Genomic DNA, 15,905 nt, shown 5'->3' on the forward strand with positions numbered 1-15,905 from the left:
TGAATGGGTCGGCAAGACGGTCGCGTTATCCCCTCGGGGGTACCGAGGAACGTCCGGGCTCCACAGAGCAGGGCGGTGGGTAATTCCCACCCGGGGTAACCCGCGAGAAAGTGCAACAGAAAGCAGACCGCCACCGGTTGGGCCGATTTATCGGCTGGACTGGGGGTAAGGGTGAAACGGTGGTGTAAGAGACCACCAGCGGCCCGCGTGATCGGGTCGGCTGGGTAAACCTCGCCCGGAGCAAGGTCGAACAGAAAACGTTACGGGCGGCTCGTCCAGTTTTCGGGTAGACCGCTAGAGGTGTGCGGCAACGTACATCGTAGATAGATGGCCGTCGATGATGCATCTTCGGATGGGTCGGGACAGAACCCGGCGTAACAGCCGGCCCATTCACCCCTCGAGGCTTTTCCCGGCGCGGACTTTGGGCTGTCCCGGCGCGGCCTCTGCGCTGTCTTGCACGGCAATCCGGGCGAGTTCGGCCTTCTCGGGTCGGCACGCTGGCCCATTCTGTCCGAACTGGCCCGCTTTCGGCCGTGCTGGCCCGCTTTGGCTCTCAGCCGCCTGAGATTTGGCGATCCGCACGCTGTCGGGTTGACTCGGCAACCCGAGCGTTCGCCTCATCTGGACCGGTGGCCCAAGCGATAGCGGCATCCCGGCTCATACCGAAGGCGACATGCCGTTCAACCAGACGCGGGATGCGCAGCTCACTGGCAGTGTCAAGAAACCAGATTTCATCCACCAGGCAGCGGATGCTGCGCCAGGAAGGCTCCAGTGAGAGCAGATAGTTACCCTCGGTGATGACGAAGTCGATCTCCCGGGCCACTGCAATCGATGCAGCAATTGGTTCTTCGAGGCCGCGCCGGTAACACGGCGCGAAGACAACAGGCTCGTCGCGGTCGCGCAGCCTGCGAAGAAGCGACAGGTACCCGCCGATGTCGAAGGTGTCAATCGCCCCCTTCCGATCTCGAAGTAGAGTGCCCTCGATAATCTCGTTCGCCAGGTGGAAGCCGTCCATTGGCACTATCGCACTGCTCTGGCGCCCGAGCGCCTCCGCGAGGCCGAGAGCGAAAGTGGACTTGCCAGTGCCCGGTGCTCCGGCAATGCCGACAATCTGGCGAGAGCCGGTGGAGTGAAGTCGAGCGCGGAGATGGTCAGCCAGATTAGTGAGATCGACAGGAGTAGCTCCCATGGGGCGTTGCTCGATTCGGTGCGGTAATGCGCTTCTCGTGGGAAACCGAGCATACCCACCCGATCAGAGGTGCCGTGATGACTCTGTTGTTCCACTCCAGGACTTGTTCCCCGGTGGCGGGGGTTAGGACCGGTCGTGGCGTGATATCTCCACTCCGGTAGCCCGGGCAATCACACCCCGGGCGCGAAACGGTAGCCCATCCCCGGCTCCGTCAGCAGAAAACGGGGTCGGGATGGCTCGGGCTCGAGTTTTTTGCGGAGCTGGCCCACATAGAGCCGAAGATACCCATCCTCCTTCTCATATGCCGCACCCCAGACCGTCGTGAGCAGCAGGTGTTTGGTCACCAAACGATCCGGGTTGCGCACGAGCACTTCGAGGATGTGCCATTCGGTCGGCGTGAGCTTGACGATCCCCGATGGTGCCTTCGACACGGTGTGAGCGGAGAGGTCGACGGTCACATCGCCGAAGGTCACCACGGGCTTGTCCGGTTCGGCGGTCGAACGCCGACTGAGGGCACGGATGCGGGCGAGCAACTCGTCAATCGCAAACGGCTTCGTCACATAGTCATCCGCTCCCGCATCGAGCGCGTCGACCTTGTCTCCCGAATCTGTCCGGCCACTCACGACGAGAATCGGCACCTCGGTCCAGCCGCGAAGGCCCTCGATCACGCGGATGCCGCTGAAGCCGGGGAGTCCGAGGTCGAGCACCACCAGTTCGGGTGTGATGCGCACCGCGACATCCAGCGCCTCTGGTCCTGACTGGGCGAGAAACACCTCGTAGCCCCGGGCCACGAGATTAATCCGCAGTGCTTTGAGGATCTGCGCATCATCATCCACCACGAGGATGCGCATCAGGACCCCGTCCCGCTCTCAGATTCCGGCAATTCTGCCGCGACGGTTTTGTTCGTCGGCAGAGAGACCATCATCGTGAGCCCACCGCCGGGAGTGTCTTCGGCTTCGAGGCTGCCGCCCATCGCCTCCATGAAGCCGTTGGAGAGGGCGAGGCCGAGGCCGACCCCTGTGGTGTTATCGGTGTCGCCCAGCCGCTGGAACGGCTGGAAGGCTTCAGCGAGTTTTGCCGGGGGGATGCCGGGACCGCGGTCAATCACCCGCAGCTCCAGGCGCGCACCGAAGCTGCTCCCGGTGATGATGAGCGGGGCGTCAACGGGGGAGTAGCGCAGCGCGTTCGCGACAAGGTTGACAATTCCGCGCTGCAGCAGCACGGCATCGCAGAAGGCCTCGGGCAGATCGGGCGAAACATCCACACGCACCCGCTCCAGCGGTACGTCAAGTTCGTCGAGGGCGAGAGGAACGATCTCGTCCAGGCCGACCCGGGAGAGGGAGATCGGCAGCGCGCCGGCCTGCAGCCGACTGGCATCGAGCAGGTCGTTCACAAGGTCTGCTAGCCGGTGCAGCGACTCCTCGGCTGTTTGGAGCAGATCCTCGCGGTCACGGTCGCTCCACGAGACATCGGTGCTTCGCAGACTCGACACCGCGGCTGTTGCCGATGAGAGGGGGGTGCGCAGATCGTGGCCGACGGCGGCGAGGAGCGCAGTACGCAGGCGATCCGCCTCTTCGAGTGGACGGATGCCCTGCGCGGCCGTACGCAACTCGCGCTGTTCGAGTGCGGCCTCGATCTGGACGACGAAAACATTGAGAATGCGACGATCAGAGGGGTGCAGCCCACGACCGGTCAACACAACACTGCCATTGTCACCGAACTCGACGACGGTTCGACTATTCGCGCTGCTGATTATCACCGCCCCGGACTCGAACAGCTGCGAGCCACCGGACGCCACGGTGACACTGGTCATCCCGAAGACCTCGCGCATCCGATTTGCGAGCGCCTCCACCGCATTCTCACCGCGGATGATGCTGCCGGCCACCGTTGCGAGTGTCTCCGCCTCGGCCGCCGAACGCTTTGCCGAACGGCTGCGGCGTGCCGCCTGGTCGACGACCAGGCTCACCAGTACCGCAATCACCAGGAACAGCACGAGGGCAAGAAAATGCAGTGGGTCGGCGATGGTGATGGTGTAAATCGGGTTGACCAAGAAGAAGTCGAGCAGCAAACCGGCGATCGCCGCTGCTGTGACGGCGGGCCAGATACCGCCGATGAGTGCCACGACCACGACCAGCAATTGGAAGGCCAGGACGTCACTCGGAAGCGATTCGTTGCTCCGGATTGAGCTGAGCACCCACGTGAGCAGCGGAAGGCCCACCAGAGCAAGGACGAAGCCGGCGAGTCGCCGGCGAAGGGTGAGTGCGCCGCCGGTCCTCGGCAGCTGCAGCATTCCAACCGACGCATGCGAGACGACATGTACGTCGATGTCTCCCGAGGCCCGGATCACGGTCTGGCCAATACCGGCTCCGGTGAGGAACGTGGTGAGCCGACTGCGCCGACTCGCACCGATCACCAGCTGGGTCGCATTCACCCCTCGGGCAAACTCGACGAGTGCGGTCGGAGTGTTGTCACCAACGACCTGGTGATAGCTGCCACCAAGGCTCTCGACCAGCGAGCGCTGGGTGACGAGTGCCCCCGGATCTGGCTCCGCGAGCCCGTCAGAGCTCGACACGTGAACAGCGAGCAGCTGACCGCCACTGGTTCTGGCCGCAATCCGGGCACCGCGGCGGAGGAGGGTATCGCCCTCGGCCCCACCCGGCAGGGCCACGACGACTCGTTCCCGTGCCGCCCACTTGCCACGGATACCGTGCTCGCTGCGATAGGCCTGCAGCGCGACATCCACTTCGTCGGCGAGCCAGAGCAGTGCGAGTTCGCGTAGAGCAGTGGGGTTGCCGAGCCGGAAGTAGTTACTCAGCGCGGCGTCGATGGTACCGGCAGGGTAGATGTGGCCGCTGGCCAGGCGCGCGCGAAGAGCTTCCGGTGTGAGGTCGACCACTTCGATCTGGTCGGCTGAGCGCAGTACCGAGTCGGGGATCGTCTCGCGCTGGACGACTCCGGTGATCGTCTGCACCACGTCGTTCAAAGATGCGATGTGCTGGATGTTCACCGTTGAGATCACGTTGATACCTGCGTCGAGCAGATCCTGCACATCCTGCCAGCGCTTCTCGTGGGTGCTTCCCTGCGAGTTCGTGTGGGCAAGCTCATCAACAAGAGCCCATTGCGGATGGCGGGCGATGAGACCGTCGAGGTCGAGCTCCTCGACGGTCACCCCGCGAAGATTGACGCTGCGTCGGGGCACCAGTTCGAGTCCCTCGGTTCGTCGTGCGGTCTCCGCACGGCTATGTGTTTCGACCAGACCGATGACGACATCCAGATTCGCCTGGAGAAGTCGTTGCCCCTCATCCAGCATTGCGAGGGTCTTGCCGACTCCGGGTGCCGCACCGAGATAGACCTGCAGGATGCCGCGAGTCATCGGGACGAAGCCATGCTCAGTCGAGCCTCTCGGAGGTATCCCGTGACGGCTCGCACCGGTTTACTTACCGGAGGCGAGGGCTGCAGCGCCGAGGATGCCGGCATTGTTGCGCAACACTGCTGGCACGATCGGGGTGTCGAGTGTCAACAGGGAGAGGAAATGCTTGTGTTCCTTTGACACCCCGCCACCCACAATGAAGAGGTCCGGGTGGAAGAGAGCAACGAGCTGGTCATAATATTTCTGCAGGCGCCCCGCCCACTCCTCCCAGCTCAGATTCTCGCGTTCCTTCGCCGAATAGGCCGCACGGGTCTCCCAGTCGACCCCCTCGATTTGCAGGTGGCCGAGCTCGGCATTGGGGATCAGAACGCCTTTGTAAATGAGCGCGGTGCCGATTCCGGTGCCGAGTGTGGTCAAGATCACGAGGCCCTTGTTTTTTTCCGCCGCACCGTAGAGCGCTTCGGCATAGCCAGCGGCATCTGCATCGTTCACGAAGGTGATGTCGCGGTCGAGGCCCTGTTCGAAAAGTGCTTCGGCTTCGAGGCCAATCCACTTCTTCGAGACGTTGGCGGCCGACAGGGTGCGTCCTTTGACGACGACGGCCGGAAAACACAGGCCGATCGGCAGCTTCTTATCGGGCGAACCTAGCTTCTTCACAACCTCCTGAACGGTCAGCACGATGGCGTCTGGCTCACCGCCGTCCGGGGTGGGGAGTTTCACCCGGTCGCTGAGCAGCTTGCCCGTCGAAACATCGACGATTGCTCCCTTGATGCCGGTGCCGCCGATATCGATGCCTACCGCTTTGTCAGCCATCTGGCCAATCTTTTCGAGTGTGGGGTGGAACGGATGAGACTTGGGTGGTTCTGTAAGTTTGAACGGTTCGGTGAATTTGGACGGTTCGCGCTCGATTAGGAGAGGGTGAGTACTTCTGCACCACGCTCTGTGACAACCATGGTGTGCTCGAACTGGGCGGTGATGCTGCGGTCCTTCGTCACCACAGTCCAGTCATCCGCCCACATTTCCCATTCGATACCACCGAGAGTGAGCATCGGTTCGATCGTGAAAACCATACCGACTTCGATCTCGGTCGAATAGGCCGGCGCGGCGTCGTAATGGGGGATGATCAAGCCGGAGTGGAATGCTTCGCCGACACCATGTCCGGTGAAGTCCCGCACGACGCCGTAGTCGAAGCGACGCGCATAGGACTCGATCGCCCGACCAATCACGTTGACCTCGCGGCCCGGCGCCACCGCTTTGATCCCGCGATTGAGCGACTCGCGGGTGCGCTCTACCAGCTCCGTCACCTCCACGGATGCCTGCCCGACGATGAAGGTCTGGTTGCTGTCACCATGCACCCCGTTTTTGAAGGCAGTGATATCGATGTTCACGATATCTCCATCCTCGAGCACCGTGTTGTCGGGGATGCCGTGGCAGATCACCTCGTTCACCGAGCTGCAGAGCGACTTGGGGAAACCGCGGTAGCCGAGAGTCGAGGGGTAGGAGTCGTGAGTGACCATATAGTCGTGGCCGATTACGTCCAGTTCATCCGTGGTGACACCGGCCCGTACGTGTGCACCGACGAGAGCGATGGCATCCGCTGCAATCCGCCCCGATTCCCGGATACGCCCGACTGCCTCCGCGTCATAGATGTCTGATCCGGTAAACCGGGAGGGAGCGGGCCGTCCCACGTATTCCGGCCGCACGATGTGCTTCGGCACCAAACGCGTGGGGGTGATGTGCCCCGCAACCAGGTGACCATTCGAATCCTTGGGCATAGGAGTAATTTTAGTGGCGAGCGAGGAGCCTTTCATGACGCAGTGGTATTACAACATCCGCACCCACGAGGTGGAGGAGGGGAAGCAGTCACTCGCCTCCGAACTGGACGGGCCATTTGACAGCAGAGAGGATGCAGTGCGCGCGCCGGAGATTATCGCCGAGCGAGCACGCAAATGGGCCGCCGACGACGCGAAGAACGACTGACGCCCGATCGGTGGCAGCGGTGCCGCACCGCTGCACGTGGTCGCAGTTGCACAGGGTCGCAGTTGCACCGGCGCGGAATCAGTCCGTGTATTCGTGCTCTTCAGCCGGATAATCGCCGCCGGCGACATCCGCCATGTATTGCTTGGCCGCACCGGTGAGCACACCGTTGAGATCTGCGTAGCGCTTGACGAATTTGGGAATGCGTCCCGTGGTGAGTCCAGCCCAGTCGGTCCAGACCATCAGCTGGCCGTCGACGTGCGGACCGGCTCCAACGCCGATCGTCGGAATGCTCAATTCCTCAGTGACCCGCTTCGCAACGAGCGATGGCACCATCTCGAGTACCACGGCGAAGGCTCCCGCATCCTCCACGGCGTGGGCATCGGCAAGCAGCTGTTCTGCTCCGTCTCCGCGGCCCTGGATGATGTGGCCGCCGAGTCCGTGTTCACTCTGCGGAGTGAATCCGATGTGGCCCATCACCGGGATCCCGGCGGAGACGATCCGAGAAATCTGCTCGGCACTGCGCACGCCGCCCTCGAGCTTTACTGCGTGCGCGTGCGTCTCTTTCATGAATCGAAACGCCGTGTGCAAGGCCTCGTCTGGCCCGGTCTCGTAAGAGCCGAATGGCATGTCGGCCACGACCAAAGCGCGAGTGACAGCCCCGGCTACCGCGCGGGTGAGTGGGATGAGGTCGTCGATAGTCACCGGAAGCGTGGTCTCGTAGCCCAGCACATTGTTGCCAGCGGAGTCACCGACGAGTAGGAAGTCGATTCCCGCTGCGTCGAAGATGGATGCCGTGAGCTGGTCATAACTGGTGAGCCCGGTGATCTTTACACCGTTCTGTTTGGCGCTCAAGAAGTGCCGTGTTCGCACTTTTTTGAGGTTCGCCTTGGTCGCCGCTGCAGTGGGGTCGGTCATGCGCGCAATACTAGCCTGGGGGTTGATAGCCGGCTGTGTCGCTCACTGTGCTGCTTGCGAGGACTGGTTGTGCTCACGGGACTGTGGCGATCGACGGGGTGGCTGCGGCCCGGTCCTGTACCAGCTCACCTGCGTAGCGCGACTGCGGCACCGCGAATGATGGTTCTGAGGGCGGATATTTGCAAGACCCGGCGGCGTGTCACCCCCGATGAACGGCGAGCCGCCGGAGGTATCCGCTGTCGGGCGCGCGGCACGAGTTGACCCGAAGCGCCATCGAAGCCGCAGCCATCGAAGCCGCAGCCATCGAAGCCGCAGCCATCGAAGCCGCAGCCATCAGCCGAGGGCCACCAACTGGATAACCCCCGGGCTCTACCTGCTCGGCCGGTAGGTGATCGGTAGTCGACGGTCGCGACCGAATGCCATTCCGCTGATCTTCGGACCGATTGCACCCTGCCTGCGCTTCCATTCGGAGTGGTCGACCAGGTTGGTCACGAAATCGACGGTTTCCGTGTCGAAACCGAGAGCGATCACATCCTCGCGGCCAAGGGCCCTGGTGATGTAGGCGTCGAGGATCGCGTCGAGAATCTCGTAGGGCGGGAGGGAATCCTGGTCGGTCTGGTCGGGCCGCAACTCGGCACTCGGCGGCTTCTCGATCGAATTCGCGGGGATGGGTGGCACCTCGCCGCGGGCGATCGCGGCCTCATTGCGCCAACGCGCCAACTCCCAGGTGAGCATCTTCGGCACGTCTTTGATCGGAGCGAACCCACCGACGGAGTCACCGTAGATGGTCGAGTACCCCACCGAAAGTTCACTCTTGTTGCCGGTGGTGAGCACCAGATGCCCGTCAAGATTGGAGAGCCCCATCAAAATGACGCCGCGGATGCGCGCCTGTACGTTCTCGGCGGCGGTCCCGGTGAGCTTCAGCTGGGTCTCGATCGGCAGCACCAGGTCGGCGATCGCCTCCGTCGAGTAGTGCAGTCCGATGTTGTCGGCGAGGTCGTCAGCGTCGGAGCGGGAGTGGTCCGAGCTGTAGCGACTCGGCATGCTCACCCCCCAGACCCGGTCGGCGCCCAGGGCGTCGGCGGCGATCGAGGCGCAGACGGCAGAATCGATGCCCCCGGACAGGCCGAGAATCACCGACCGGAAGCCGTTTTTCCGCACATAATCACCCAGACCGAGCACGAGGGCATTCCACACCTGTTCGCGATCATCCGGAAGGGTGGCCAGATCGGCCTGCAGCGGCGGCTTCTCCTCCGGTCCGTCGACCAGAGTGACCCGCGTGATGTTTCTCGGCAGCGTCGCAACCGTCGCGCCCGTCACAATCGTCGCGTCGGACAGATCTTTCACTGCGGCGACCTCGAGATCCACAACGAGCAGATGCTCCACAAACTGGGGTGCCCGCGCGAGAATCGTGCCCGTGCCGTCCACCACAACGCTGTCGCCGTCAAAGACCAGGTCATCCTGGCCACCGATGATGTTGACATAGGCGACCGTCGTGTTGGTCTCGACCGCGCGACGGGTCACCAGGGGAAGCCGCACCTCGTCCTTATCACGCTCGAACGGTGAGGCATTGATCACCACGAGAAGCCCGGCATCGGCCTCGAGTACGCGAGCGACCGGTCCGCCGTCGCGCCAGAGATCTTCGCAGACGATCACCGCGACATCCACACCCCTGATTCGCAGCACGAGAAGCTCGTCGCCCGGAATGAAGATGCGGTACTCGTCGAACACCGAATAGTTCGGCAGGTGGTGCTTGGCGTACCGCGCGACGATGTGGCCGTGCTGCAGAACACTGGCGCAATTCTGGGCGATGGCGGTTGGCGCGCTGCTGGTTCCGAGCAGCCGGGGTTCGAATGGTCCATCCGGATGCCCGACGATGACGGCCAGATCGCCGTGCCCGGCATCCTGCAGTTGCTTAGCGAGTGCGACGACGGCGTCGTGGCACTGGACGAGAAAGCTGGGCCGTGACGCGAGGTCTTCGATCGGGTATCCGCTGATGGCCATTTCCCCGACCGCAAGCAGGTCGGCTCCCTGGGCGGATGCGCGGTGGGCTGCGGCAAAAATCTGTGCGGAATTGCCGGCCAGATCGCCGACGACGGGGTTGGTTTGGCCGAGCGCCAAGCGGATTCGGGGCATAGCCACTAGCCTAATAGTCGGGGCTGAATTGCTCCGGAGTGAGCACTAAAGGGAGCCCATGGACAAGCAGCGCGACTTCGTTCTCCGTACCATCGAAGAACGCGGCGTCAAGTTCATCCGCCTCTGGTTTACGGATGTTGTCGGCACTCTCAAATCCGTCGCAATCGCACCGGCAGAGGTCGAGGGAGCGTTCGCCGAGGGCCTCGGATTCGACGGCTCGGCGATCGAGGGTCTCACTCGGTCGTATGAGGCTGACGTGCTCGCGCATCCGGATCCGGCGACCTTTCAGATCCTGCCCTGGCGCGGGGAAGTCGATCCCACCGCGCGCATGTTCTGCGATATCACGACACCCGATGGCCAGCCAGCCGTCGCAGATCCGCGCAATGTGCTCAAGCGCACCCTCGCGGGAGCAGCCGAGCGCGGATTCACTTTTTATACCCATCCGGAGATCGAGTTCTACCTGCTCAAGAGCTCGCAGTTCGGCGCGGAGGGCCCGCAGCCGGTTGACCGCGCCGGCTACTTCGACAACGTTCCCGGGGGCACTGCCCATGACTTTCGACGCAGGTCGGTGCGTATGCTGGAAGACCTGGGTATCTCGGTGGAGTTCAGCCACCACGAGGCCGGCCCCGGTCAGAACGAGATCGACCTCCGCTATGCGGATGCGCTAACCACGGCTGACAACATCATGACATTCAGAACCGTGATCAAAGAAGTTGCGATCGAGCAGGGTGTATACGCGACGTTTATGCCCAAACCCCTCTCGGGAGAACCCGGGTCGGGGATGCACACCCACATGTCTCTTTTCGAGGGCGACACGAACGCGTTCTACGACGGGGCCGGCCAATATCAGCTCTCCAAGATCGGTCGCCACTTCATCGCCGGTCTTCTGCGGCATGCGCCGGAGATCACCGCGGTCACGAACCAGTTCGTCAACTCCTACAAGCGGCTCTGGGGCGGATCCTCACAGAACAAGCTCGGCGAGGCGCCGAGCTTTGTCACCTGGGGTCACAACAACCGGTCCGCGCTGGTGCGCGTTCCGCTCTATAAGCCGAACAAGGGCCAGAGTGCCCGGGTGGAGTATCGCGCTATCGACTCTGCGGCGAACCCGTACCTGGCATTCTCGCTACTGCTAGCCGCTGGACTCAAGGGCATCGAGGAAGGCTACGAACTTCCCGCCGAGGCCGAAGACAACGTCTGGGAACTTTCGGATGCGGAGCGCCGCGCGCTGGGCTACAACCAGCTTCCGGCGAGCCTCGACCATGCGGTCTCGCTCATGGAGGAATCAGAGCTGGTGGCGCAGACCCTTGGGGAGCAGGTCTTCAACTTCGTGCTGCTGAACAAGCGCCAGGAATGGCGCGAGTACCGGGCACAGGTCACCCCGTATGAGCTCAAAAGCAACCTGGAGATGCTGTAACGGCACTCCCTGACCTGCAGTTGAGGACTCGACGGCAATGGCGCGCGAACAATCCATCCTGACCGACCTCGCGAGAATCGGGTTTACCGAGCTCGACCAGGCCGTGACTCTGAGCGCGGAACTGGATGACCTGCTGGCTGGCGCCAAAGGCCGCGCCAAGAGCCCCGCCAGGAGCGGAGTCAGCGGTGACATCCCCAGTTCTGCGCAACTCCTGCCCCTCTTCGCGCATGCGGCTGACGCAGACGCAGCGCTTCGGTTCCTTGTGGCGCTGGCGCGGCGGTCCCCTAGCCAGACCGTCGCACTGCTCGGGGATGCCCTGGCGGCCGATCGACTGATTCGCGTACTCGGAGCATCCGCCGGGCTCGCGGACTTTCTGTTGCGTCATCCGGAGGAGCTATCGGTGTTGGCTCTGCCATTCAGCCAGCCCCCGGCTGCTGAGCTGTACCACCGCGAACTCGCAGACTCGGTCGCCTCAATTGATAATGACAACGAGGAGGCGTCCTGGGATGCTTTGCGGGTGCGTTACCGTCGCCACCTCACCCAACTCGCCGCGTGGGACCTCGGCCAGGCACATCCGCTCGATGGCCTCGACACCGTGGCCGCGGCCCTTTCTGACCTTGCGGCCGCTGCGCTCGATGCCGCCATGCTGGTGGCTCGCGCAACCGTGAGATTTCCCAGCGCTGAGGTCGCGGCGACCCGGCTGTCGATTATCGGCATGGGAAAGGCCGGTGCCAGAGAGCTGAATTACGTGAGTGACGTGGATGTGATCTTCGTCGCGGAGGGATCCGGGGAGGTCTCGGACGCGCGGGCGGTAGAGATCGCAACCCGACTGGCGATGGCCACGATGAGGGGTATCCACGACTTCTCAAGAGAACCTGCTCTGTGGGAAGTGGATGCGAACCTGCGCCCAGAGGGCAAGGACGGTGCGCTGGTGCGCACCCTCGATTCCCACATCGCGTACTACGACCGCTGGGCGAAGAGTTGGGAGTTCCAGGCGCTGCTGAAGGCACGACCGCTGGCCGGTGACGCCGAGTTGGGGCAGCGATATGTGGCGGCGGTCGCCCCCAAGGTCTGGTCGAGCGCCTCGCGGGAGAACTTTGTCGAGGGGGTGCAGCGCATGAGGGAGCGGGTCACCGATAACATTCCGAGCGCCGAACTCGACTACCAGCTCAAGCTTGGTCCTGGTGGCCTTCGCGATGTGGAGTTCACGATTCAGCTTCTTCAGCTTGTGCATGGCCAGAGCGACGCCCTCGTGCGCCAGCGGGCCACCCTTCCCGCCCTCGTTGCACTGGCGGAGCAGGGTTATATCGGGCGAGTGGAAGCGGCTGAATTCTCCCGCGACTATCGGTTTCTTCGGCTGCTCGAGCACCGCCTGCAGCTGGCGCAGCTGCGTCGCACCCACCTCATGCCGGGCGATCACGATGCGGTGCGGGTGCTCGCCCGGGCAAGTGGCATAGCCACCGGGGCGAACGACCTGGTCGAGCAGTGGAACCGCACCAAGCTTGCGGTGCGCAGCCTGCACGAGCGGCTGTTCTATCGTCCGCTGCTCTCGGCTGTCGCCGCGCTTCCCGATGACGGTCTCGCCCTGACCAGCGAGCAGGCTGTTGCGCGTCTAGCAGCGATCGGATTCCGCGATCCGAAGAGTGCCCTCGCGCACATCGGTGCGCTCACCGGCGGGGTGTCGCGGCGCGCGACGATCCAACGTCATCTGGTTCCCGTGATGTTGCAGTGGTTCGCCGACGGGGCGGACCCGGACTATGGTCTGCTCGCCTTCCGAAGGCTCAGCGACGAACTGGGGGAGTCCTACTGGTTTTTGCGAATGTTGCGGGACTCATCCGGGGCGGCTAAGCGTCTCACCAGTGTGCTGTCGTCCTCCCGGTTCGTCGGCGTGCTTCTCGAGCGAATCCCGGAGGCGGCGGCATGGTTCGACCGGGAGGAGGAATTTGCTCCCCGACCGATTGCCGCGCTGCTCGACGAGGTCACATCCACCCTCGCAAGGCACGACAATGTGGAAACCGCGTCTCTCGCGCTGCGCACGCTTCGGCGCCGGGAGGTTCTGCGCCTGGCCATCGGAGCCATTCTCGGTGTGGTGCGCGTGGAGGAGCTCGGTCGGGCTCTCTCCGATGTGACCACCGCTTTTCTCACCGGGATGCTCAGGGCTCTGCGACCCGATGACGACGGTATCGAGTTCGGTATCGTTGCCATGGGGCGCTACGGCGGTCAGGAACTCGGGTTCGGATCTGATGCCGATGTGCTGTTCGTCTACCGTGCCACCAGTGCCTCGAGCGAAGAGTCTGCCACGCGAGCCAAATACCTGGTGGGAGAGCTCAACCGACTCACGGAAGACCTGCGGCTGCCCTTCGATCTGGATATCAACCTCCGTCCAGAGGGCAAGAACGGAGCGGTGGTGCGCTCCCTCGATTCCTATCGCGCCTACTACGCCCGATGGTCGCTCACCTGGGAGGCGCAGGCGCTGCTGCGCGCTCGGGGAGCGGTGGGGGATTCCGCGCTGCTTGCCGACTTCGAAACACTCGCTGACGAGGTGCGGTTTCCCGCCTCGATTGCAGAGAACGACGTTCGCGAGGTGAAACGCATCAAGGCGCGAGTCGAGTCGGAGCGTCTGCCTCAGGCAGCGGATCCCGCCCGGCACCTCAAACTCGGTCGCGGCTCGCTCAGCGACGTGGAGTGGTTTGTACAGCTCATCCAGCTGCAGAACGGCGCCACGGTTTCGGGCCTTCGCACCACGTCGACGCTTTCCGCCCTCGAGGTCGCACGCACGAAAGGCCTCGTTACCACTGCAGACGCGGCACGGTTGCGGGATGCCTGGATTTTTGCCTCACGTGTGCGGTCGGCACTGGTGCTCTGGATGACGCGGACTACCGATGTGCTCCCCACCGAGCGCCAGCAGCTCGACGGTATCGCTCGGCTGCTCGAGTATCCGCCCGGCTCCGCAAGCGCTCTCGAAGAGGATTACCTCCGGGTGACGCGATTGGCTCGTGCGGTCTTTGAGAAGCGGTTTTATGGGATCGAGAAGGCCCCGGGACCGACCACTGGCTGAGCAGCTTTACCTGCTCGCGGTTCGCTGATGCCTGACTCAGATTCGGCTCGCACGGTCTCGGAGTTCGCGGTGCATTCCATCGAAAGCTTTGCCCCGGGTGAAGTACTTTTTCGGTACCTTCACCACCACGCTGTAGTTGGTGTCGACTACGTTCGCGATCGGTGTTTCCGTGATCTGACTGAGCAGCTGGTAGGCGTCCATTTCATGAAGGTCGAACATCTCCGACATCCATCGCGTCATCTCCAGCTGAGCGATGCGCCAGGAGTCCTCCATCGGACGCGATGAGCCGACGACCATCCAGTAGTCGTCGTTTTCGAGGCGTGGCCAGAGCGGACCGCCGCCCGTGATCAGCTCGACGATAATCACCGAGTTCATGGCGCCCTCAACGGCGGTGCCGCACGCCTCGCCCTCGCCCTGCCGGTAGTGCCCGTCGCCGATCGAGAGCAGTGCGCCGTCCACATTGACTCCGAAGTAGGCGGTGGTGCCCGCCTTCATCTCGGGGGTGTCCATATTGCCGCCGAACCGCTCCGGCACGAGAGAGGACCGCACCTCGCTGCCGGCGGGAGCGACACCGACCGTTCCGAGCATTGGGGCGAGAGGGAGCGCCACCTGAAAGTCACCGAAACGCGACTGGAAACCGACAGTTCCGGCATCCGTGTCGACCTCGTAGATCCAAGTGGCCTCGGGAAGCGCGGGGTGCAGCAGTGCCGTGCGGTCAGTGCTCGTCAGGCCACCGAAGAACGGGATGGTGGCGGATGCGCCCCAGCTGCGTGCCGGGGTGAGGCTCACGATGTGCACGGCGAGGGTGTCACCGGCCTTGGCGCCCACGATGTAAAACGGACCGGTCTGCGGGTTGAGGTAGGCCACATCGAGGTGGGCGCTCGCAAGATCATCGACGGAGCGGAGGGTGTGGTTGAAGGCGTCCTCCGACCAGAGACCGAGGGCAGTTCCTGGCTTCACCCGCATCACGGGCTCAGCACCGCCAAAGGTGTAGACGTACTGCGACCGGTTCGGGGTGAACTCGATGAAGTCCATCAGAATGTGTCCATCAGAACTGGATGCCGCGGGTCAATGCCCCGTCGACGAGCAGGTTGGCGCCGCTCGTTCGGCTTGATCGAGGGCTGGAGATGAAGACCACGCTGTCGGCTATCTCCTGCGGGGTGCCCATGCGGCCGGTCGGGTTGAGGCCCATCGCCATCGAAAAGAGCTCAGGGTTTCCGGTCTCGATGCTCGCCCACACTCCGCCACGCTCGTAGGTATTGCCGGGGGAGACCACGTTGGCGCGGATTCCTTTGTCGGCCAGTTGGAGAGCGAGCCCGGAAATGTAGCCGATGATTGCGGATTTGGCTGCGCCGTAGGGGCCGGATGCGAAATCTGCTTCCCTCCCGGAGACGCTCGAGATCGCGACGATGGATGGTGCGGCGCTGTTCTCCAGGTAGGGCAGTGCTGCCTTGACCAGATTGACGGTGCCCATCAGGTCTACTTCGAACGACTCCACCCAGTTCTCCGCTGTATCGGGAATTGCCAGGGCACTCACGTTCGCCACGATCATATCGATACCGCCAAGACGGATGGCGGTCTCATCGACCCAGGCGGTGACTGCTGCGGCATCACGCACGTTCAGCACCGATCCGAGCACTGTCGGTAGAGCATCGACGTAGGTCGCGGCCGTAGCTGCGACCTCGTTAGCGTCGCGCGCGCAAAACGCGACATTGGCGCCCTCAGCGACGAAGGCCTCGACGATTGCTCGGCCGATCCCCTTGGTTCCACCGGTAACGAGTGCAGTCTTCCCAGCAAGCTTTAGATCCATGAGGAGATCCTGCCAGCTTTGTCGGGCGGGGGG

General features: G+C 63.3%; 12 protein-coding genes and 1 other RNA gene. 4 read left to right on the forward strand and 9 right to left on the reverse strand.

The genetic code is table 11. The annotated features are described in order from the left end of the window. Window positions 1–4: 4 nt before the first annotated feature. Window positions 5–393: RNase P RNA component class A (gene rnpB / locus IWX88_RS07905), an RNA gene on the forward strand. Window positions 394–553: 160 nt separating this feature from the next. Here the strand turns inward: rnpB and IWX88_RS07910 are convergent. The 5 genes from IWX88_RS07910 to map all read right to left on the reverse strand — a co-directional run bounded on the left by IWX88_RS07910 (window position 554) and on the right by map (window position 6,334). Next, window positions 554–1,189, reverse strand: coding sequence for a nucleoside/nucleotide kinase family protein (locus IWX88_RS07910; RefSeq protein WP_196829065.1), 636 nt, complete (start codon window positions 1,187–1,189; stop codon window positions 554–556). 170 nt (window positions 1,190–1,359) lie between these two features. After that, window positions 1,360–2,040: a response regulator gene (locus IWX88_RS07915; protein WP_305038634.1), complete on the reverse strand. Its 681-nt coding sequence runs from the start codon at window positions 2,038–2,040 to the stop codon at window positions 1,360–1,362. Continuing rightward, complete coding sequence (locus IWX88_RS07920; protein ID WP_196829067.1) at window positions 2,040–4,562, reverse strand: DUF4118 domain-containing protein; 2,523 nt, start codon at window positions 4,560–4,562, stop codon at window positions 2,040–2,042. The genes IWX88_RS07915 and IWX88_RS07920 overlap by 1 nt, the downstream gene beginning before the upstream one ends. A 60-nt stretch (window positions 4,563–4,622) precedes the next feature. Then, entirely contained in the window at window positions 4,623–5,372 is a 750-nt protein-coding gene (gene ppgK, locus IWX88_RS07925; protein ID WP_196829070.1) for a polyphosphate--glucose phosphotransferase, read from the reverse strand. A 95-nt stretch (window positions 5,373–5,467) separates the two neighbouring features. Next, a complete protein-coding gene (gene map / locus IWX88_RS07930) occupies window positions 5,468–6,334 on the reverse strand; it encodes a type I methionyl aminopeptidase (protein WP_196829072.1) in 867 nt (288 codons plus the stop codon). 34 nt (window positions 6,335–6,368) lie between these two features. On the opposite strand from map, the gene IWX88_RS07935 reads away from it, so the two are divergent. After that, window positions 6,369–6,539: a methionine aminopeptidase gene (locus IWX88_RS07935; protein WP_196829074.1), complete on the forward strand. Its 171-nt coding sequence runs from the start codon at window positions 6,369–6,371 to the stop codon at window positions 6,537–6,539. Window positions 6,540–6,617: 78 nt separating this feature from the next. On the opposite strand, the gene panB is transcribed toward IWX88_RS07935, so the two are convergent. Both panB and IWX88_RS07945 read right to left on the reverse strand, forming a co-directional pair. Continuing rightward, window positions 6,618–7,454 carry a 3-methyl-2-oxobutanoate hydroxymethyltransferase gene (gene panB, locus IWX88_RS07940; protein WP_196829076.1) on the reverse strand — a complete coding sequence of 279 codons (837 nt, stop codon included), beginning with the start codon at window positions 7,452–7,454 and terminating at the stop codon, window positions 6,618–6,620. Between the two features lie 369 nt (window positions 7,455–7,823). Then, window positions 7,824–9,590, reverse strand: coding sequence for an NAD+ synthase (locus IWX88_RS07945; RefSeq protein ID WP_196829078.1), 1,767 nt, complete (start codon window positions 9,588–9,590; stop codon window positions 7,824–7,826). A 58-nt stretch (window positions 9,591–9,648) separates the two neighbouring features. Between IWX88_RS07945 and IWX88_RS07950 the strand changes: the two genes are divergently transcribed. Further along, window positions 9,649–11,004 (forward strand): glutamine synthetase family protein, encoded by a 1,356-nt coding sequence (locus IWX88_RS07950; RefSeq protein ID WP_196829080.1) that lies wholly within the window; start codon window positions 9,649–9,651, stop codon window positions 11,002–11,004. Window positions 11,005–11,041: 37 nt separating this feature from the next. Then, complete coding sequence (locus IWX88_RS07955; protein WP_196829082.1) at window positions 11,042–14,062, forward strand: bifunctional [glutamine synthetase] adenylyltransferase/[glutamine synthetase]-adenylyl-L-tyrosine phosphorylase; 3,021 nt, start codon at window positions 11,042–11,044, stop codon at window positions 14,060–14,062. 36 nt (window positions 14,063–14,098) lie between these two features. Here the strand turns inward: IWX88_RS07955 and IWX88_RS07960 are convergent, their stop codons facing one another. Both IWX88_RS07960 and IWX88_RS07965 read right to left on the reverse strand, forming a co-directional pair. Then, the gene (locus IWX88_RS07960) at window positions 14,099–15,097 is read right to left on the reverse strand and encodes an acetamidase/formamidase family protein (RefSeq protein ID WP_196829085.1); all 999 of its coding nucleotides are present in this window, start codon (window positions 15,095–15,097) and stop codon (window positions 14,099–14,101) included. Window positions 15,098–15,110: 13 nt separating this feature from the next. Beyond that, window positions 15,111–15,872 carry an SDR family NAD(P)-dependent oxidoreductase gene (locus tag IWX88_RS07965; protein WP_196829087.1) on the reverse strand — a complete coding sequence of 254 codons (762 nt, stop codon included), beginning with the start codon at window positions 15,870–15,872 and terminating at the stop codon, window positions 15,111–15,113. Between the last annotated feature and the right edge of the window lie 33 nt (window positions 15,873–15,905).

The sequence above is a fragment of the Frigoribacterium sp. CG_9.8 genome, from assembly GCF_015751965.1.
Taxonomy (GTDB): domain Bacteria; phylum Actinomycetota; class Actinomycetes; order Actinomycetales; family Microbacteriaceae; genus Lacisediminihabitans.